The 20,078-nt window shown below is 63.1% G+C and carries 14 protein-coding genes; 7 read left to right on the forward strand and 7 right to left on the reverse strand.

The window, feature by feature from the left end; translation table 11 throughout:
* Positions 1-156: 156 nt before the first annotated feature.
* Positions 157-1,113 (reverse strand): hypothetical protein, encoded by a 957-nt coding sequence (locus tag KF757_08635; GenBank protein ID MBX3323040.1) that lies wholly within the window; start codon positions 1,111-1,113, stop codon positions 157-159.
* A 369-nt stretch (positions 1,114-1,482) separates the two neighbouring features.
* On the opposite strand from KF757_08635, the gene KF757_08640 reads away from it, so the two are divergent.
* Both KF757_08640 and KF757_08645 read left to right on the forward strand, forming a co-directional pair.
* Positions 1,483-2,247: a sigma-70 family RNA polymerase sigma factor gene (locus KF757_08640; protein ID MBX3323041.1), complete on the forward strand. Its 765-nt coding sequence runs from the start codon at positions 1,483-1,485 to the stop codon at positions 2,245-2,247.
* A gap of 27 nt (positions 2,248-2,274) precedes the next feature.
* A complete protein-coding gene (locus KF757_08645; GenBank protein MBX3323042.1) occupies positions 2,275-4,710 on the forward strand; it encodes a hypothetical protein in 2,436 nt (811 codons plus the stop codon).
* On the opposite strand, the gene trpD is transcribed toward KF757_08645, so the two are convergent.
* The gene (trpD, locus tag KF757_08650; GenBank protein ID MBX3323043.1) at positions 4,679-5,722 is read right to left on the reverse strand and encodes an anthranilate phosphoribosyltransferase; all 1,044 of its coding nucleotides are present in this window, start codon (positions 5,720-5,722) and stop codon (positions 4,679-4,681) included. The genes KF757_08645 and trpD overlap by 32 nt on opposite strands.
* Before the next feature lie 58 nt (positions 5,723-5,780).
* On the opposite strand from trpD, the gene KF757_08655 reads away from it, so the two are divergent.
* The 4 genes from KF757_08655 (at position 5,781) to KF757_08670 (ending at position 12,744) form a co-directional block, all read left to right on the forward strand.
* Positions 5,781-8,105, forward strand: coding sequence for a hypothetical protein (locus KF757_08655; GenBank protein ID MBX3323044.1), 2,325 nt, complete (start codon positions 5,781-5,783; stop codon positions 8,103-8,105).
* Between the two features lie 38 nt (positions 8,106-8,143).
* On the forward strand, positions 8,144-11,182 hold the full coding sequence (locus KF757_08660; protein MBX3323045.1) for a VWA domain-containing protein: 3,039 nt from the start codon (positions 8,144-8,146) through the stop codon (positions 11,180-11,182).
* On the forward strand, positions 11,179-11,952 hold the full coding sequence (locus tag KF757_08665) for a class I SAM-dependent methyltransferase (GenBank protein ID MBX3323046.1): 774 nt from the start codon (positions 11,179-11,181) through the stop codon (positions 11,950-11,952). Before KF757_08660 ends, KF757_08665 begins: the two co-directional genes overlap by 4 nt.
* Before the next feature lie 114 nt (positions 11,953-12,066).
* Positions 12,067-12,744, forward strand: a complete 678-nt coding sequence (locus tag KF757_08670; GenBank protein MBX3323047.1) for a hypothetical protein — start codon at positions 12,067-12,069, stop codon at positions 12,742-12,744.
* A 75-nt stretch (positions 12,745-12,819) separates the two neighbouring features.
* Here the strand turns inward: KF757_08670 and KF757_08675 are convergent, their stop codons facing one another.
* From KF757_08675 to KF757_08685, 3 genes are read right to left on the reverse strand one after another with little or no spacing between them, the layout of a single operon-like run.
* Complete coding sequence (locus KF757_08675) at positions 12,820-14,412, reverse strand: HAMP domain-containing histidine kinase (protein MBX3323048.1); 1,593 nt, start codon at positions 14,410-14,412, stop codon at positions 12,820-12,822.
* A gap of 54 nt (positions 14,413-14,466) precedes the next feature.
* On the reverse strand, positions 14,467-14,640 hold the full coding sequence (locus KF757_08680) for a hypothetical protein (GenBank protein MBX3323049.1): 174 nt from the start codon (positions 14,638-14,640) through the stop codon (positions 14,467-14,469).
* Positions 14,637-14,936 (reverse strand): hypothetical protein, encoded by a 300-nt coding sequence (locus KF757_08685; protein MBX3323050.1) that lies wholly within the window; start codon positions 14,934-14,936, stop codon positions 14,637-14,639. Before KF757_08685 ends, KF757_08680 begins: the two co-directional genes overlap by 4 nt.
* A 472-nt stretch (positions 14,937-15,408) precedes the next feature.
* Here KF757_08685 and KF757_08690 point away from each other — a divergent pair, with 472 nt between their 5' ends.
* Positions 15,409-17,073, forward strand: coding sequence for a MiaB/RimO family radical SAM methylthiotransferase (locus tag KF757_08690; GenBank protein ID MBX3323051.1), 1,665 nt, complete (start codon positions 15,409-15,411; stop codon positions 17,071-17,073).
* Positions 17,074-17,117: 44 nt separating this feature from the next.
* On the opposite strand, the gene KF757_08695 is transcribed toward KF757_08690, so the two are convergent.
* Both KF757_08695 and KF757_08700 read right to left on the reverse strand, forming a co-directional pair.
* Positions 17,118-17,903 (reverse strand): hypothetical protein, encoded by a 786-nt coding sequence (locus KF757_08695; protein ID MBX3323052.1) that lies wholly within the window; start codon positions 17,901-17,903, stop codon positions 17,118-17,120.
* 81 nt (positions 17,904-17,984) lie between these two features.
* Positions 17,985-20,069, reverse strand: coding sequence for a PDZ domain-containing protein (locus KF757_08700; GenBank protein MBX3323053.1), 2,085 nt, complete (start codon positions 20,067-20,069; stop codon positions 17,985-17,987).
* Positions 20,070-20,078: the final 9 nt, after the last annotated feature.

Raw genomic sequence — 20,078 nt, forward strand, 5'->3', positions numbered from 1 at the left:
ATCCATGCCTTGGCCATCGACTTGGGGACAAAATGGAGCGTGACCGCCCTGACGGAGACGATCTTACGCCTCTGCCACGACGGTCACGCTGCCGAAGGGGGATGCAATCGGCGAACCCCGGCCTCGGGGAAAGTGGCGGCCTCGGGCCGCCCAGGGTCACTGACGCGACGCCAGTGGTTTGCCACTTCCCGTGTCGGCCTGTTGAGGCTTGATCTCGATAACTTCAACCTCGGTCTGGAACCCCGCGCTCGGCAGGGTTCGAACGTCGCGCCCTGCCGCGCTGGCGTCCTGCTGGATCAGGTACTGCGCCTCGGTTTCGTAATCGCGGTGCTGTGTTTCCCGCCCGATCGAGTCCAGCCTTGATTGCTGCTGACTGCGAATACTCGCGAGTTTGCGATGCAACTGGTCCAGACTGCTCGCGTGATAGCGAGAATACTCGTCGATCGTCGACTGACGCTTCTCCATCGTCGCGATCATGCGATCGTTGCGACCAATGGCGTCGATCTGTGCGTCGAGTTGGAAGAGTTGAGCTTGAAACTCGGTGCGCTCGGTTTCAAGCCTGGTGAGCAAGGCTGCCAACTGCTCTTCCTGCTGCGTGAGGTAGGTCAGATCACGCGAAAGATCTGTTGCCCGTCCCGAATGGAACTTGGCGGTCTGCTCGATCTGATTCCTGCGGGAGTAAGCATCGGGCAGCGCGAGCGAGCGATCATTGAACGAAATACGAACAATTGCGCCTTGATGAGCGGCCTGCACAGTGCGTGCCTCACCGATCTGCTCATCGAGACGTGCGAGATCGGTTGACGTCAGGGAAACAACCTTCTTGCTGACCGCCAGTTCATGCTGCAACTGCCTGATCTGCTCCTGCACATCGACCAAGTCACCCCGAACCTCGCCGATCTTCTTCGGGTACTCGGCTTCGAGCGAGCGAATCTGGGCACGCAAGGCGATCGGGTCTTCGATCTTGCTGTCGATGGTGCGGCTCAGGGTACCGCGAGCCTGTCCGGCCATGGCACGAACAGATCCGGGACTTGCCCACTCGGCAACAACAACCCCTGCTCCAAGAGTCAGAGCGCCGACGACTGCGACACGAACGATACCTTTGACGAGTGCCATGATGTAACCTCCTGATTCGCTGTTGCTCGTTCCTGCGAGGCCTCACGCCTCGGTTGTGTTCAGATGCGCCCGACTCGCCTGGGCGGTTGGGCACAGGTTTCATTCCGAAATGCACTCGCTCAATTTCACACCCAGGGTCGCACACCCCCAGTTTGTCTCCTTGCGGGACGTCCAACGCCCTATATCAGGCGGATTCACCCATAAAACCCCATTTCGAAGCCCTTGGCCCCGCTTTGTGTGCACAATCCGTCTGGGTCTCGATATCCTTGTGGGAGTCCACACAAGGCCTCGGGGCGCGAAATCCCCAGAACCCTGATCGGAATACAACGGGGGGCGCGCGGTCCTGCGCGAGCCAGAAGGGCGGATGCAATGCTCACTCAGGTCACGACCAGTTTCATCGCGCGCCTCCGCGCCAATGACGAAGGCGCATGGTTCGAACTCTGGGAGGTGTTCGGCCCGATCATTCGCGCACAATTGACGAAATGGGGCAAGGGGCGCATTGGGGCTGAGACTGTTCGCGACCTCTCGCAGGAAACGCTCGCTGCCCTTTCGTCGTCCATCGACCGCTACGACCCGGGGCGTGGGGCGCGCTTTTCGACATGGCTGCTGGCGATTGCCAAGCATGTGCTGGGCGATGAGATGGACCGCCGCATGGCGCTCAAACGCGGCGGTGGAAAGACGGCCGCCCTGCTCGATGAAACGTGGATGTCGGCCTGCGATGGACGCAGCGTGGATCGGGCGTACGAAGAAGGCGTGTTCCGGAGCAAGGTCGAGGCTGCCATTCGGATGGCCGAACGTGAAGCCGATTTCACTGACTTTTCTATCTACCGCATGCGCGTGCTTGACGGACAGAGCGGAAAGGACGTTGCTTCGGCACTGGGCATCAGCGAGCCGACCGTGAGCCGCCGACTGGCGAAAATCCGCGATCTCCTGCGGATCAAACTGACAGAAGTCATGCTGACCTATTCCTTCACGGAGGAGGAACGGGAGGAGGCTGCACGAAACGGGCTTTCCCTCAATCCCAAAGCAGGTTCAGACAAGAACGACGACTCGATGTTCGACGATGCCATTGCCGAGATTTACCATCGGCAACTCGAACTTCGGCGTCATGACGAGCAGGAACTTCTGGGCTGACACCCACGTACACGCACTGGAGCCGACATGTCCGCCGTGCCACCATTTATTCTCGTCACACTGGGGCTGTTCGCCGCGGTCGTCATTGGCGTATTCGCGATCTGGCTTCTGGTCAAGTGCTTTGCCGTTCTGGGCATGGTGGCGCGGCACATCGGGCGGTTTGTCATCGGCATGTTCTCTGACTTTTTCCGCACCATTGGTGCCGTTGTCCTTCTGTTCATACTGGCACCGTTGACGGTTCTGAATGTTGTGCTTGGGCGGTGGTCGGCGTCGGCCCACTATGGGCGTGCGTTCAAGAATGAAGTCAAGACTGCGAGCGTGAGCGTGTATCGGCTGATCGTTGGGCACCCATTGCGTTTCCTTGGGTTGGGTGGGGTCACTGAGGGACTCGAAAAGCGGCTCCCGCGCGTCATCGCCGAGGCCCCTGGAGCAGACAAGCCCGCACGCCGCGTCGGCATGTTCGAGGGGTACACGATCATCGGCTCGCTCCCGGGCGGCGGTTCGGGGAGCAAGCTTTTTATTGCCGAACCAAATGAGATAAAGCGCGCAGCATTCGAACGGCAGGGCTTTGGCGCGATCGATCAGGTTGTCATCAAGAGTTTTCGGCTCGACGATGGATCGAGCCTGCCGCAGATCGTGCGCGAAAGTCGTGCCCTTGACGCAGCCAAGAAACTCGGGCTCGTGTTTGAGCATGAACTGACGAACGATCGCTTTTTTTATGTGATGCGGTATGTTCCAGGAGAATCGCTCGCGACACTGACGACCCGCATGCACGGTTTGTCGCCGGCGCAAGGGCTCTCAGACCATCATCTCCGTACCACGCTGTCGTACACGACCGACCTACTGACTTCACTTGCCGCGTATCACGACGGGGGCCTGTGGCACAAGGATGTCAAGCCAGACAACATTATCGTTGACGGCAAGCAGGCACACCTGGTCGACTTTGGTCTCGTCACGCCGCTGCGCAGCGCAATGACCCTGACGACGCATGGCACCGAGTATTTCCGCGACCCGGAACTCGTACGGCAGGCCTTGCGTGGGGTGAAAGTACATCAGATCGACGGCACACGTTTTGATGTGTATGCAGCCGGTGCCGTGCTGTATTCGATCATCGAGAACTCGTTCCCTGCTCATGGCGGTCTGAGTCAGATCACGAAACGCTGTCCGGAAGCCGTGCGTTGGATCGTTCGCCGCGCGATGGCGGACTATGACAAGCGGTACGCGTCGGCGCACGAGATGCTTGCGGATGTCAACGCCGTTCTTGCGGCTGTCGATCCTTTCGCGGTGCGTCCGATCGACCTTCCAAGCATGAGCCAGCGCCCGGTTGATCTGCCGCATGCGCCTGTGGACGTAGTGGCGCACGCAGCCAGCCCGGTACCTCCGCCCGTCCCGCATGCAGCCCCGGCTGGCGGCGCGAGTGTGCCGGAGTCACCGGCACGTCCGGTGCCCAAGCGTCTGCTCGGTCGCCCTTCGCTTGCTGTGACCAGTTGGTGGACCGGAAAGTACAACCTCGCGGGACACGGTGGCGCCAAGCATCCAGTCAAGTATCCAGCCGATGACATTCTCGCGTCGGTTCCTGCTGGCGTGTATTTGGGTGGTCTTGTTGCCGGTGGCCGGACGCCTCGGCCCGCGCCGCATCTGCCGATACCGCATGCGCGTTCCCTTCGCCCGAAATCGGAGCGAGCCAGTGCTGCCGATCAACTGCGCGAAGCGCGTGGTCGTGCTGCAGCCCGTCGCCGTTCGGCACAGGCGCGTGTGACATCGCGTCGTGGCGGACACGGTAAAACGCCGGATCCGACAGGTATCAACGCGGGTATCGTCGGTTCGATTTTTATCGTTTTGCTTGTGGCTGCAGTCGGCCTGGGAGCGCTCCTGATCCTCGTTCCCACATCATCTCGTGTCAAGATCATGCAGGAGGGTGGGATTGCTCACGGCCAAGTGGATCAAGCACCAGCCCCTTCGTTGCCCAACCCAGTTCCTTCCTCGATCAAGACCATCTCGTACGACAGTCTGGGTGGACAACGCATACTTGTGATATCTGATTTGAAGCATCCGCTTCCTTCATCGCTTTCCGACGCTCTGTATTCCGCAACGCTCACAATGACAGACGCTGGCGCGACGCTGCTCGGCGACGGACCCGTGCTGCGGCGTGACATGGATGCGGTAACCGATGAGCACATCACGCTTGTTGCCGAGCTCAAGTCGCGGCGTGGTCAATTGCCCCATGATTCCAATGAGCTTTTCAATGTTGTCCGCTCGTTTGTGGCCGAGCGCCATGACATCGATCTCGTTATCTGGCTCTCCCCGCCCACCAACTCGCGCATCGGCGTCGACGCCAACATTTTCTCTTCCCGATCGAACGAGGGATACTACTTTGGTGATGACATCGGCCAATCGCTTCTGGGAGTAACGACGATCATGGCAGGCGAAGTCAAGGCGTCGCGGAACGCTGCGAAACCTTGACGAGAGTTTCCAGGACTTTCCTTGCCGAGCCAGAGTCGATAGATTCCTCAGCCGCCTTGATGCCCTCTGAAAGCGATGGGCAGACATCGGCAACGACGAGGGCCGCGGCAGCGTTGAGCACTGTCAGATCGCGACGCGGGCCGCGCTGCGCATCAAGGATCTCCCGCGCAGCCGCAACCGCCGCTTCAAGCCCGTCGACAGAGAGCGATTCGTGCGACGCGCTCGCGAGGCCGAGCGATTGCGCATCGACTTCTTCAACACGAACACGCCCGCTTTCGACATGCGCCACAAGCGTCGGGCTGCTCGTTGAGAGTTCATCAAGTCCATCAAGGCCATGAACGACCATTGCCCGTTCGGCGCCGAGTTGTGCCAAAGACTGCGCCATGGTTTCGACGAGATCGGCTGCGTACACCCCGATCAACTGCCTTTGCGCTCCCGCGGGGTTCGTCAAAGGTCCTAGTAAATTGAAGATCGTGCGCATCCCGAGCGAGCGGCGAGGCCCGGCTGCGTGCTTCATCGCAGGGTGGTGATGGATCGCAAAACAGAAACAAACCCCCGCTTCTTCCAGACACTGCGACTGCACCTCGGGGCTTGCATCGACCCGCACGCCGAGTCCCAAGAGGACCTCGGCCGACCCGCGCCCTGTGCGACTCCGATTCCCGTGTTTGGCGACAAACACACGTTCACGGCCCTCTCGCCCGCCTGCTCCGGCAGCGACAATCGCGGCGAGCGTGGAGACATTGAAAACTTTGGGCCCGCCGCCAGTCCCGCAGGTGTCGATCAATCTCTCGCCCCGAGGCGCCTTCACGCGGGTGACGTGTCGGCGCATGACACGGGCGGCCCCGCAGAGTTCATCGACGCCAATTGGGCGGGCCTGCAGCAAGGCGAGCACAGCCCCGATCTGTGCCTCATCGAGTTCGCCCGCCAGCAGCCGCGAGAAGAGATCCTCAGACTCGTGCGCGTCAAGCCTTCTCCCGGAAACCAGCATCGAGAGTAACGCGTGTGTATCCATGCCCTGAGCGTAGTCAAACTGCAAACGAAGTGTAGTACGGATCGCGTACAATACTTACATGGAACATCGCCCGATCAAGACGATGCAGGTGGCCACGAAGGCTCGCTCTCGCCATTTCGTTGCGACACTGGTCGCGAGCGTTGGGGGCTCACTCCTGGTCGCCTCCATCGCTGCTCTGGTGCTGGGGGTTGTGTCGGCACATTTCCTGGGTCGCGATTTTGGGCTAATCGTCATTACTGCGGCGCTGATCGTTGCAATCATCGTCGCGATTCTGCAGACGCTGCGGCGTCAACGCCCACTTATCGAGTCAGTTGCTGCGGTGGATCGCGCACTGAACCTCAAGGATCGCCTTTCGTCGGCACTGGACTTGTCGAGGTCCGCGTCTGCTGTCGATCCTGCCTTCGTTGTCTTGGCCGTCCGTGACGCCGAAACTGCTGCTTCAAACGTCCGAGTTTCAGATGCACTTTTGGTTCGTTTCGGCAATGCGTGGGTGCTGTGGCCCATGCTGAGCCTTGCTGCTGTCGCAGCCGTTTTGTATGTTCCACTTGCTGCATCGCGGATGCACCATGACAAGGAACAGGTGTTGAGCAGCCAGACACGGCTGGCCATTGCTGAAGCTGCACGAGCAATCGAAGACTCACGCGAACCGGATGCCCCGATTGATGAAGCCGATGAGCAGGTGCTGGCACAGCTACGCGAAATCGAAGCCGAACTCTCTGCCGGTCGGCGCGCTCCGGATCAGGCTGCGATCGATTCGGCTGCTGCACTCGAAGAACGCGCCCAGGCACTCGAAGCCGAAGCCCGGCGTGCAGACCCTTCACCGCTGGCCGAGATGCTTGCGGAAGACCTCCGCAACGTTGCGCCCGATGAACTTGGCCAAGCAGGAATGCTGGGTGAAGCACTTCGCGACGCCGATTTCGCAGCCGCGCGAGAGGCTCTGCGTGAACTGATTGAGAGTTCTCGTGCGCTGCCGGATTTCGAGCGAGAACTGATGGCTGAGGATTTGCGGAAGCTTTCCGAAATGCTCGATCCAGACGCCGCGGATCTGCCGGATCCTGCATTTGCACGCCCTGACCAGACGCCGAGCGATCAGGAGTCTGGCACCGAGCAGGATCCGGCTCCGCAAAACCAGCAGACACAGCCTCGCGACGCTGCGCAGGACGCGGACTCGCCACCGAACGAAGCTGAAACCACACCTCCGACACCATCTGCGCCACCCATCGAGGAGGTTCGAGAGTCTAAGCCTGAATCAACTGAACCGCCCGCTCAACCGCCGATGCAGCAAACACCACCTGCATCGCCTGAGCCACCTTCTCCTGCCGACCAGGCTCTTGATCAGCAACAACGCGAGCAGCAGACTGAGCAGGAACGCCGCGATCAAGCCCGCCAAGCCGCTCGCGATCTGAGTCGCAATCTCCGCGACGTTGCTGAGCAGATCAGGCAGAACGAGCCGCCGACCGAACAGCGTGAGAGTGGGCAGCAGAACCAGCAACAGCAGCAATCGCAGCAGGAGCAACAACCCGATGCTGCCAAGACCCCCGAAGGGCAGTCTTCCGAACAACAACAACAACAACAACAACAACAACAACAACAACAACAACAACAACAACAACAACAACAACAGGGCGATCCCTCTCAAGCCGATCCAGCGGCGCAACGGTCCGCACGCGAGCAATCCACTCAGAGTTCGAGTGATCCGCCATCGCCCCCGAAAGATCCATCGCAGCAACCCGGGCGGGGGGATCAGGCAGCACAGGAGCCTGAACAGGCTGATTCGGCAGCATCACCGCAAGCGGACCAAGGGCAGGAACAGGGGCAGGAACAGGGGCAGGAACAGCCGAATGGGCAACCCTCTCCTGACGCGGTTGATCGGGCACTAGATCAACTCCAGAACATGAGCCACCAACAGCGTGAAGCTATGCGCAAGGCGTCTCAGTCGCAGTCGCTGCGCGACAAGGCACAGGAACTGCTCAGCCGCGCTTCTCCGGAGCAGCGCGAGCGTATCGCGGACTTGGCGCGTCAGTTTGCTCGCGATTCAGCGCCCGACGAACCGGCCGAGGCTCCCCCCTGGTCGCCGTCGACCACGCCAGTTGATGCCCGCGACCGCCGCGCGAGTTCAGATTCTGGGCGCAACATCGGCGACATTGCCCCGACGCTTCCGCCTGGGGATTTTCCGGCTTCCGATCCTGGCACGCTCGCGGGGCAGGTCCGCGATGCAGCCGCCAGTGCCGAACGTGCGATCGAGGGACAGGCGATTCCACGCCGATACCGCGACTTTGTACGCAGCGTATACCGCCGATATGAGGATCGGACACATCGCTCCATCGTGGCTCCGGATGGTCGCGATGCCGACGCACCGGCCTCACCCCCTCGCTCGGACTGATCTCGCCCCCGATCGTTGAACCCAATGAAGCCCCAATCGTGAACATCTCATTCGACGATCCTCAACGACTCCTGCTTTCGCTGGCTGCGATTCCGCTCGCGCTGGTAGCGCTGCGTTGGTTCAGGTCGATGATCCTCGCACGCCGCCTGAGCGCTATCGCGGCCCGAGCGGTGCTCTTGCTGCTTGTCGCGTCGATGCTTGCGGGCGCTCGACGTGTGCGCGAGACTGAACTTCTGGCTGTGATAGCGGTGGTTGATCTCTCGGAGTCGGTCCTTCGTTTCTCGACCACAGGCCTCGAATCAAGCGAGCGAGTGCGCGAGTTTCTTCAGCTCGCGACGACGGATCGAGGGCCTGATGATCTGCTCGGCATTGTCGCGTTTGATGGCAGATCCATCGCCGTCGCGTCTCCATCGCGTGCCGACGTGCTCACACGCCCGCTCGAACCGGCCGGCATGGTGGGCACGGATCTGGCGGGCGCCCTCAGGCTCGCCGCTTCGATGATCCCACCCGATGCCACAGGACGCATCATTCTCTTCTCCGATGGCAATCAGACAACCGGCTCGGCTCTCGACACCGCATCAGAACTTGTCGCGAACTCCACGGCCACCGCTCGCTCCCCAACACCAATCGATGTGATTGCATTTGACTACAACGTCCAGGACGAAGTCGTGTTCGAGTCGCTCGACGCGCCACCGCACGCTGCCGGTGAATCCACCATCACCCTTCGCGCCATCTTCAACAGCACATCACATACCCAGGGCACACTCTCGCTGCTGCGCGAAGGGGAACCTGTCAATATCGCACTGTCTCCGGCTGCTGGGCCCTCGCGCCGTGTGACGCTCACCCCAGGCCGAAGCATTCAACTGCTCACGGTCCCGCTCCCGTCCGGTCGTGTGCACCGCTTCTCGGCCGTCTTCGAACCGGACCCCATCGATGGCGGTTTTCTCGGCGACTCGACGCTGGTCAACAATATTGCCTCAACATTTACACTCACACCGGGCCGCGGCTCGGTCTTGCTTGTCGATGGAGTTTCGGATGGATCCCCGGTCGGTCCGGGCGCGACACTCTCGCGAACTCTGATCGAAGCCGGGATCGACGTACAGACCATTCCGCCGCGCGCGTTCCCTCGCGACATGCTCTCGCTCCAGCCGTACGACCTGATTCTCTTTCAGAACGTGCCCGCCGACGAGATCGACGACGACCAGCAGCGTCTGCTCGCCTCATCGATTCGTGACCTTGGTGCCGGGTTTGTGATGATCGGCGGTCCCGACGCCTTCGGCGCAGGCGGATGGCACAACTCAACTGTCGAAGCACTCCTTCCCATCCGCATGGATCTGCCCGATCAACTGATCGCGCCCGAAGCTGCCATTGTGTTCGTGCTCGATCAATCTGGTTCGATGGCGGCCAACGTGCTTGGCTCCATGCGATCACAGCAGCAGATTGCCAACGAAGCTGCTGCACTTGCCATCCGCTCGCTCGACAAGTCGGATCTTGTCGGCGTCATCGCGTTCAACGATGCGTATCGCGTGATCGCGCCGCTGGCTCCCAACTCGAACGCAGACCAGACGGCTGCCCGTGTTCGCGCGATTGCTCCTGGCGGCGGCACAACCCTCGGTCCGGCACTGCGCGAAGCCGGGCGCCAGCTCGCCGCAGCCGACGCGCGCAACAAGCAGATCATCGTGCTGACCGATGGCGTCTCGACCGATGCCGGCGAACTGCCTGCACTCGCTGCTCAACTGTCGCGCCAGGACATTCGTGTCTCGACCATCTCTGTCGGCGACGGCGCCGATGATGCTGGCCTCAACCAGATCGCCTCGCAAGGCGGCGGAACATTCTTCGCGGTAGTCAATCCCAATGCCCTGCCGCGCATCTTCCTCAAGGCAGTGCGCGTCGTCCGAAGCCCGCTCCTGCGCGAGCGTGAAACATCGCTCATTGTCCCGGCCACCGGCTCGCCCCTGACGGCCGATCTTGTTGACCCACCGCCGCTGCTCGGGCACGTCATGGCCCGCTTTCGCGACGATGCGACGATCACCAACGCGATCATCTCTGCCGAGGGCGAACCGATCTTTTCGCACTGGAACGTGGGCCTCGGACAGGTCGGTGCGTTCACATCCGATGCGCACCGCTGGGCCGAACTGTGGCTTGAGGCACCAACGTACCGTCAGTTCTGGATTCAACTCGCGCGGACTGCCGCGCGCGTGCCTGCTGATTCCAACTCCGAACTCTCGGTCGATGTTTCGGGAGGCATGCTTTCGATCGGGCTCGACGCGTTCGATCGCGACCTGCGTCCGCTCGACCTGCTGACTGTTCCCGCAACGGTCTTTGCGCCTGCGGGTTCGAGCTTTGAGGTGGTGTTGTCGCAGAAGGGACCAGGCTCGTATGAGGCGCTTGTGCCCGTCGATGCTGAGGGATCGTACATCGTCATCGCCCGACCACGCCTGGGCACGTCGCGCCTCACGCCGCTGCTTGCCGGCGCCACGCTTCCTGCCGGAGCCGAACTGGCCCGCCTCAGCCCCGACCTCGGGCTGTTGCGCCAAATTGCCGAGCGCACCGGCGGGCGTGTGCTTTCACTCGACATGGCGATGGATCGCGCAAGCACGCCGCTGCTGTTTGATCGCTCGACTATTTCGCCTGCGCGGACCAGCCGCCCGATTTGGCCGTACCTGCTTGCGTGGGCGCTGGCCGTGTTCCTGCTCGACGTAGGCACGCGCCGCATCGCGTGGGATCGATTCATCAGTCGCCGCTTCGGCGTCGATCTGCGACGAGACATGCGCGAGGCCGTCGCTGCGCGCGATGTTCGGGCCCCCGAGTTGTTGCTGGCGCGGCGTTCCCATGAGCGCGAGGTGTCCCCCGTTGCCCTCACATCGCAGGACGCACGCGAGGCGGTCGCGGACGCCAAACGACGCCGCGCCCAGGCTCATGAACGCAAGATTCAGGAGCAACGCGCCAATCGCGATCAGAGCCATGCGGCTCCGATCGAGCGTGATGCGCAGCCGCCGCCGTCTGATGATGCTCCCGGCGATCTGCTTGCTGCCAAGCGAAGGGCCCGCAAACGATTCGAGGACCAACAGCCATGAGCGACGATCCACATCCGACAATGCGCTTCACCTCGCGTGCCGACGACTACACACGCTTCCGCCCAGACTACCCGGTTGCTGCATTCCCCGCCATGCTCGAAGGCCTCGGCTATCCGCACATGCTCACCGCTGCCGACATCGGTTCGGGCACGGGCATCTCGGCGCGCCAGCTGGCGTCCTTTGGCCCGCTGGTCGTCGCGGTCGAGCCCAACGCCGCGATGCGAGATGCGGCCGCATCGCACGAGCGTGTCCTGCCGCACGAGGGCAGTGCCGAGGATACCGGCCTGAACACCGGCTCGATCACGCTCGTGCTGTGTGCACAGGCTTTTCACTGGTTCCGCGCCGATGAGGCGCTGGCCGAGTTTCGCCGCATTCTCTCGGGCCTCGGCCGGCTCGCGCTGATGTGGAACACGCGCGACCTCTCCGACGAGGCCACACGCACCTACACCGACCTCATCAGTCAGGCCGCTGCTGCGCCGTTGCCGGATCTCTTTGTTGAGCCTGCTGCGGCGCTGGCAGCCAGTCCGCTCTTTACCAACTATCGCGAACTGACCTTCGTGCACCCGCAGCGTCTGTCGCGCGAGGGGCTTCTCGGCCGCGCCCGCAGCGCGTCATACTGCCCCAAAGCCGGCCCGGCCTACGACACCCTTGCTGCCGGGCTCAATGCCCTCTTCGACTCGTGCGCCGAAATTGACCCGGACTCGGGCGAATCGCTCGTGACTCTTCGCTACCGCACCCGCCTGTATCTTGCCGAACCTGCATTCGAATGAGACGTGCCTTGCGCCAACGGTGCTTGAGTGACGGCCTTTGAGCGTTGATCGTTACCATCGCGTGACGTGCTTCCAGCGGGCATTCTGTACGATAATGACATCCGGAGAACACACATGATGCATGCCATACCAAGCGCGGCGATGATCGGAATCATGCTTCTGGCCTGCGGGTGCAGCCCCACTCGCCATCAGGTGCGCAGCGAGCCGGTCCAGACTCAGGCTCCACAAACCCAGGAAACGCACGCCCCGCCGTTCGATCCGCTCGACGGCGCGTATCCCGCGATCCACTGGATGTTCAACGTCTACGACGTACCGCTGACGGCTGAAATCGCACCCGATGGCAGGCTCCAGATCGCCCGGGGCGAGCGGGCCCGCGGGCTCGGGCTCGTCAGCGCCGCTCAGGTCCCCGCCGCAATCGAGTCGATCAGCGCGTTCCCCGGCGCGGTCCATGTGGCGGCTCCATCGATCCTCTCACAGCCCGGCCAATCGGCCCGCATCGAATCGACATTCACCGACAAGCCCGGCGCCACGATCGGCTCGCGCACAATCGCCATCAGCGGCCAACTCGCGCAGCACGGCGTGGAGACTGAACTGGACATAACCAATGCCGCATCGGGCACGGGCTGCGGCACAGGCCCGCTGATCGTGGCCGAGGGCGGCGCTGTGCTCTTGCTCTGCCCGGGACCGGATCAGCACCACCCGATGACGCTCGTCGTCGTGCGGCCCATCGTGCTGCGTTCGATCGAGGACTATCCGTTCCAGCGTGCCAGCAGCATGCCCCCACCGAAGTAAACACCGTCCCGGCGCGGCGACTCCGCTCAGAAGCATGCGCAGCGCCGCGGCGCGTCCCAGTGCATGCCCGCGGCATTACCCTTGCCCGCGGTCACTGCGCCCAGACAGGTCGGCGCGGAAACGGGCTTCGAGCCGCGTCTCGGCGGCGCGCGTCGGGTCGAGGCGCAGCGGCACGATGAGGCTGAACATCGAGCCGTGCCCTTCCTGACTGACGATCTGCAGTTCGCCCTGAATCACGCCAGACAGTTCGCGGCAGATGGCAAGACCCAGGCCCGTCCCCGGGCGGGTGCCGTCGCGGTCGAGGCGGCTGAACTTTTCGAAGAGCAGTTTCTGATCGTCGGCGCTGATGCCCGGGCCGTTGTCGATCACGCTCACGCGCACGCGCGCATCCTGACTCAAGAGCCCGGTCGGCGCGAGGCGTTCGGCCCGCAGGATGATCAGCCCGCGCTTGCCTTCGGGGCTGTCGGTGAACTTGACGGCGTTGGACAGCAGGTTGAACACGATCTGGCTGAACTTCTTGATGTCCGTCTCGATGATGGGCACATCGGAGCGCACGTCCAGTTGCACCTCGAGCCCCTTGCGCCGCGCCAGCGGGTCGATCAGGGCGACCAGACTCTCGCACGTCGCCCCCACGCTCATGGGCGCGGGGTTGACCTCGATGCGCCCGGCTTCGAGCTTGGCCATCTCGAGCAGCGACTCGATCATCTCGAGCAGCGTGCGGCCCGCGCTGATGATGTTGTCGAGGTAGCGCTGCCGTTTGGTCAGCGCGACGGGGATCGACTGCGAATCCGTCACGAACCGTTCGTGCTCGGCCCGCGCGATCTCGGCGAGCAGTTCGGCAAAGCCGAGAATGGAGTTCATGGGCGTGCGCAGTTCGTGGCTGACGCTGGCCACAAACTCGCTCTTGAGCTGCGTCGCCTTGGCCAGGGCGGCGTTGACTTCGGTCAGTTCGGTCAGGCGCCCGTCCAGGGCCGAGTTGATCGCCCGCAACTGGTCCTGCTTCATCTCGAGGTCGCTGAGCATGAGGTTGAAGGTCTCGGCCAGGGTCTCAAACTCGTCACCGGTGCGGATCTCGGAGCGCGTCGCCAGGTCGCCGTCGCGCACGCGTTCGGCCGACTCGCGCAGCGACCGCACCGGCGAGAGAATGATCCGCGTCAGGATCGCGCGAAACAGGAGCACGGCCACGCCCAGCACCACCAGCCCGGCGGCGAGCAGGTAGAGTGTGTTGATCGCCAGGTTGGCCGCCGCACCGTCGGAGCGCTGTTCGATGCTGACGATCGAGACGAGCGTGCCCGCCTCGTCGCGGCGGGCGCGGGCGTATCGATATCTCTTGCTCCCGCCTTCCCAGGTGCTTTCGAGCAGTTCATTACGGGGTTTGGGGCGGGTGAAGGCTCGCGCCGCGCGCGTGAGAAAATCGTTGAATGACGCTTCGTCGGCAGGGGTCTCGGTGATCGAAGCCCCGGCGACGAGGAGGGCTTCGGGCTGGTCGAGTTCGATCCAGACCTGTGCCAGTTCGCGCGAGATCTCCAGTTGCCCGGCCCGCACAAGCCCGTTCATCCGCAGCCACGGCACGGTCAGGGCGATCGCGATCAGGATCGTGATGGCCCCGCCGAAGAGCAGCAGGCACTTGTTCGAGAGCGACAGTCGCAGCAGCAGCGGGCGCAGCATCGGGTGAGTGTAGGGAATTGGTGCCGCGTGCACGGGGGCGGGCCTCGCCTTGATTCAGGCCGGAGCCGATGGCTCGCGCACGCGCCACGCGCCGCCGCACTCAGGACAGACGCTCAGGCCGTCGGCTTCGGGCGGCGTGGCGGTCAGGTCGTAGCCGCACGCGGCGCAGCGGCCGGCAGCGGCGATGAGATCGGCCACGCGAGGACGCAGCAGGATGAACCACATCACAAAAGCGCCTGCGCAGATGCGGCGAAACCGGCGATGTAGATCAAAGGGAGCCAAGCCATCCACGCTTCAACCGCCGCGAGGTCAAGATCACCCGGATCTTCGGGTAGAAACAAGTCAAAATACAGCGGTATGGCGCAGGCGGTTCCGAACCATGGGAGCGTCACAAGCACGGCGTAGAACCACGAGGCCATGAAGTACCGAAATCGTGCGCGACGGGCGAAGGCATTGGGCATGCGGACCCACAAACTCCAGTTGAAAGAGCGCTTGCGGACCCGGTTGTTGCGGTGATCGCGCATGGGATATGGGCATCATACCTGATCGCCCGTGATCGGTTGCGGCACAGTTGGACTCTGGACGGGTGCATGGCGCGATCTGCGTCGAACACGGGGCGATATGGCGCGATCATGCCGGGTTTGCGAGCCGCGAGCGGCGGTTGCGACCCGAAAAGCGCGCATTGGTACTCTTGAAACGCGCGTTTGTACTCCTGCAGCGCGCGTTGCAACGCCTGCAGCTCGAGAAATTATCGTGTCAGCGCGCGTTGCAACGCCTGCAGCGCGCGGAATTGTCGTGTCAACGCGCGGAATTATCGTGTCAGCGCGCGTTGCAACTCCTGCAGCTCGAGGAATTATCGTGTCAACGCGAGAAATTGTCGTGTCAACTCGAGGAATTCTCGTGTCAACTCCAGCGTGTGCAGCGCCAGCGGGCGCAGAACCTGCGCCCCCCGCCCGCCCTGCCGACGCCCGCAGGGCCGTGCGTACCATCCCTCCCATGGCTCAGCGGACCGTCTATCTCGAAACCTTCGGCTGCCAGATGAACGAGCTCGACTCAGAGCTCGTCGCCGGGCGGCTGGCCGATCTGGGCTACGCCTTCACCGCCGACAGCGAAGCGGCCGACATCGTCCTCTACAACACCTGCTCGGTCCGCGAGCACGCCGAGCAGAAGGTCTGGAGCCGCCTGGGCGACCTGAAGGACCGCAAGGCCCAAAGGCCCGACCTGGTCGTCGGCGTCCTCGGCTGCATGGCCGAGCGCGACGGGGCGGGGCTGATGAAGCGCATGCCGGTCGTTGACCTGATGTGCGGCCCGGCTGAACTCGACAAGCTGCCCGACCTCCTCGACAACGCCGTGCGCACGCGCCTCTCGCTGCTGGCCGACGACCCGGCCTCGGCCGCGCGCGTCTCGGCACGCATCGCAGCGCTGGCCGGCGGGGCCTCGCGCCGCAGTTCGACTCTCGCCGCCGCCGCCGACTCGCTGGAAATGCTCGACCTGTCGCGCACCATCGCGCCGACGGACAGCGCCCACCGCCGCAGCGCGTACGTCCGCATCACGCGCGGGTGCAACAAGTTCTGCACCTACTGCGTTGTGCCCTTCACGCGCGGGGCCGAAGTTCACCGCCCGCCCCAGCACATCATCGACGAGTGCAAACGCCTGGCTGACACCGGCGTCATCGAGATCACGCTCCTCGGCCAGACGGTCAATCACTACCGTTTCGAGCACGACGCGGCCGTCAGCGCCGGCGGCATCACCCAGCCGCAGAAGGGACGCAGCTATAAGGGCGGGCATCGGCGCGATCCGTTCGCCGGCTCGCGCGTCACGACGTTCGCCGATCTGCTGCACATGATTCACGAGCGCGTGCCCGAGATTCTGCGCCTGCGCTTCATCACCAGTTACCCGCGCGACTTTGGCGATGATGTCCTCGACGTCATGCGCGCCAGCCCCCGCCTGTGCCGCTACATCCATGCGCCGGGCCAGAGCGGCTCGGATCGCATCCTGAGCGCGATGAACCGGGGGTATTCGGTCAGCGAGTACGACGAGTTCCTCGCCCGCTGCCGCGAGTACCTCGACGAGCCCGAAAAGGGGAGGCCCCTGATGCTCTCGGGCGACATCATCGTCGGCTTCCCGACCGAAACCGACGAAGACTTCGACAAGACCATCGCGCTGGTGCAGCGCAGCCGTTACAAGAACTGCTACATCTTCAAGTATTCGCCGCGTCCGGGCACCATCGCCTTTGACAAACTCGCCGATGACGTGAGCGAAGAGGTCAAACGCCAGCGCAACAACGCGCTGCTGGCCGTGCAGGCCGAGATCTCCGACGCCATCTCGCGCCAGCAGGTCGGGCGCACGTTCGACGTGCTCGTCGAGGGTCTGAGCCGCCGCGAACACAAGAAGCGCGGCACCGATGTCAAGCCCGGCAGCGGCATGATCGAACTGACCGTCGGCGGTCGCGCCTCGCATGCGGCCGTCCTCGATCTCGAAACAGATCCCGGCCAGAGCGTGCAGCTGAGCGGCCGCACCGAAGGCGACCAGATCGTGTTCTTTGACGCTGAGGCCCAGACCGATCCCGCCACAAACCTCGCCGAACATTTCGTCGGACAGATCGTGCGCGTGCACATCACATCGGCCGAGCGACTCGCTCTGCACGGCCACCTCGTCTGAACGGCTCGAGCGCCGCCCGGCCCCGGCACTCACGTCAACTCGACTTACTCATCGTTGTCAAGATCGGCCAGTGCCCTGTCTGTCGCAGCCGCGACATCCGCAGCCGGCAGGACCGTGTGAGCAAAGACCAGCTGGCCGGTCATCGAGTTCTGCATGGCCATCATCTCGTCCTGCTCGGGCAACTGCAGCACTCCAAAGCCCACGACCGCTCCGTCGCTGGCGAACACCGGCAGCCCGACGGTCACGTTGCCGCTGGCGACAAACAGACTCCGTGGCTTGCTGACAATCGCCGCCACCTTGCCCTCGACGATGTACGCGGCGCGATCGAAATACTTATCGAGCTTCATCACCTGAAGCACCTCGGCCCCGAGATTCACACTCGACCCGCCCGCAAACGCCACGGCCGCGAACTTCTGCTCGGCCTTGGGAGCGATGCGCAGCCAGGCCAGATCGCGCTCGCGATCGCGGATGATCACCGTCGCGTCCAGGCCTTCGGTGTCTTCGCCGACGAGCACCTTGATCTCGCGCGGGCGGATCTCGAAGCCCATGCCCTCATAGCCGAACATCATGGCGCTCGAGACCAGCACAATGCCGTCCTCGCGAATCATCACGCCATGGACCTCGCTCTCTTCGCTCTGCTCGCCCCCAAAGCCGCTGTCAAAGTCCATGACGAACTTGACGTTGACGATCGCGGGGGCGACTTCCTTGGCAAGCTTGGCGTAGGTCGCTTCGGACGACGAGACAACACGAGCCGCCGGGGCCGGAGCCTCGATCGCAGCGGGAGACTGAATGAACGACCACGCGACAAGCGCGGCGGTGAGAGTGAACATGCGGGACTCCTGAGTTGGGCGGGAGCGTTCCCGCGGTGTTGACGCCTGATCGGGCGGCCGATGAGGCACGCCGGGAGAAGTTTAGTCCTCGGCCTGAACCTGCGGCTTCCACTCGGGTTCGACGAAGCGGAACGACGTGCGATAGCCGCGCAGGATGCGAAATACAACGCGCTCGGGCTGCGTGTCGATGACCGTCTCGATCGCGGACTTGAACGACGCCAGCCCCAGCACCGGCGAGTCCCCGATCTGCTGGATCAGATCGCCACGCGCGATGCCTCCCGCCCCGGCCCAGCTGCCATCCTCGACACCCTCGACCAGCACCCCCTTGACCTCCTCGTCCCAACGGTTATCGATGCGATCGAAGAATGTGATGGCGCGCACCGTCAGACCAAAGTCGCGGTTGCGCTCGCGGCGGGCCTCGGCCGGCGTGGTGCGCGATCGCTCGAGCACGACATCAACAGTCTGGGTCGCCCCGTCACGAACGACCGACAGCGTTGCTCGCGAGTCGATGTCATGTCGCCGGATCTCGCGACCCAGCAGACCGGCCTGCTCGATCGCTGTAGGCTGTACCGCAACGTCGTTGATGGCCGTGATGATGTCACCAACATGCAGGCCCGAGTCGGCAGCGGTGGTCTGCGGGTAGATGCGCGTCACGCGAAACCCGGTGGTGATCGACAGTTGACGAGCAAGTTCGGACACGATCGGCTGCGTCTCGATGCCGAGCCAGGCCTTTGGAAGATCCGCCGGAGGGTCACCAGGCTCGGGCAGGTTCGTGCGCAATGCCGTGACCATTTGCGCGTCACGCCGGGCAAACTCGACGACCAGATACTCGGGAAGCTCGTCCGAATCGCGCAGAGAGTTATAGAGATCCACGAAGTCGCTGATGCTCTTGATGGGCTGACCATGCACGCGATGAATGAGATCGCCCCACTGGAGCGGCGGCTGAGCCAGTTCGGCGGGCATGCCGCTGCGGGTGCCCTGCACCAGCGCCCCGTCAGTCGAATCGAGCCTCAGCCAGCGCGCGCGGTACGGCGTGATATCGGCAATAGTCAGGCCCAGCGGACGCAGCGAGACACGCCCGATATGATCGAGTTCGAGCCTCTGGGTGATGATGTCCAGATCCAGTTCTTCACCAGATCGCAGGACACGAACCGCGATGGCCTGCCCGATTCGGGTTGACGCGATGTCGCGTTCGAGCGATGGGATCTGCTCGGGAAAGCGGATCGTGATTGGCTCACGGTTGACGTGAGTCATGACATCACCGGCGCGAAGGCCGGCTGCGTACGCCGGGCCATCGGTATCGACAGAATCGACAAACACGCCATGATCGAATCCGGTGCGATCGAGATGTTTGAACCCGACACCGATCCAGCTGCGCGGCACGGAGCCATGCTCGCGCAGATCGCGTGTGACGTCGCGGGCGATAGTGCTGGGCGTTGCAAAGCCGTTGCCCCCGCCGCCCCGCGTGTTGATGCCGATGATCTGCCCCCGCATGTTGACCAGAGGTCCGCCGCTATTGCCGGGGTTGATGAGGGCGTCGTGCTGGATCCACGACGTGAACAGCCCCGTACGCTGACCGAAGTTGTCGAGCTGGAGATGCTCGACTTCTTTGGTCGCCCCAGCGGTGAAAACGCGCTCGGTGTTCGAGACAATCCCGAGCGTGACAGTTCGGTCAAGCGCGAAAGGTGAACCCATCGCCATGACAAAATCACCAGTCTCCACACGCGTGCTGTCGCCAAAGGCGGCACTGGGAAGCCCGCCCTCATAGCCCGCCAACTTCGACATATCGAGTTGAAGGAGGGCCAGGTCAGTCCATGGGTCTTCGCCCACGAGTGTGGCGGGGATCTGCTGCTTGTCAGCCAGGGTGCACATGTAACGCCGCCCGTTGCGGGTGACGTGAGCATTGGTCAGCACAAGGCCCGACGAGTCGATGATCGTGCCCGAACCCGTGGAGATGCCCTTGGACTCCTGCCCGGACCAGTATTCGACCGTATGCGATTCGATGTGCACGAGTGCAGGAAAAACCGCATCACGGGCCTCGGCGATCATCGCCCGTAGCGGCTCACGCACGTCCACCGGCTGGGCTGAAGCTGGCAGCACGAGGACAGCGATCGCAATGATCGGAATCAGACGAGAAAAAATCGAGTCGATCTTGTGAAAGAGCAAAGTGTGTCT

The organism is Phycisphaeraceae bacterium, from assembly GCA_019636795.1.
In the GTDB taxonomy this organism is placed as follows: domain Bacteria; phylum Planctomycetota; class Phycisphaerae; order Phycisphaerales; family UBA1924; genus JAHBWW01.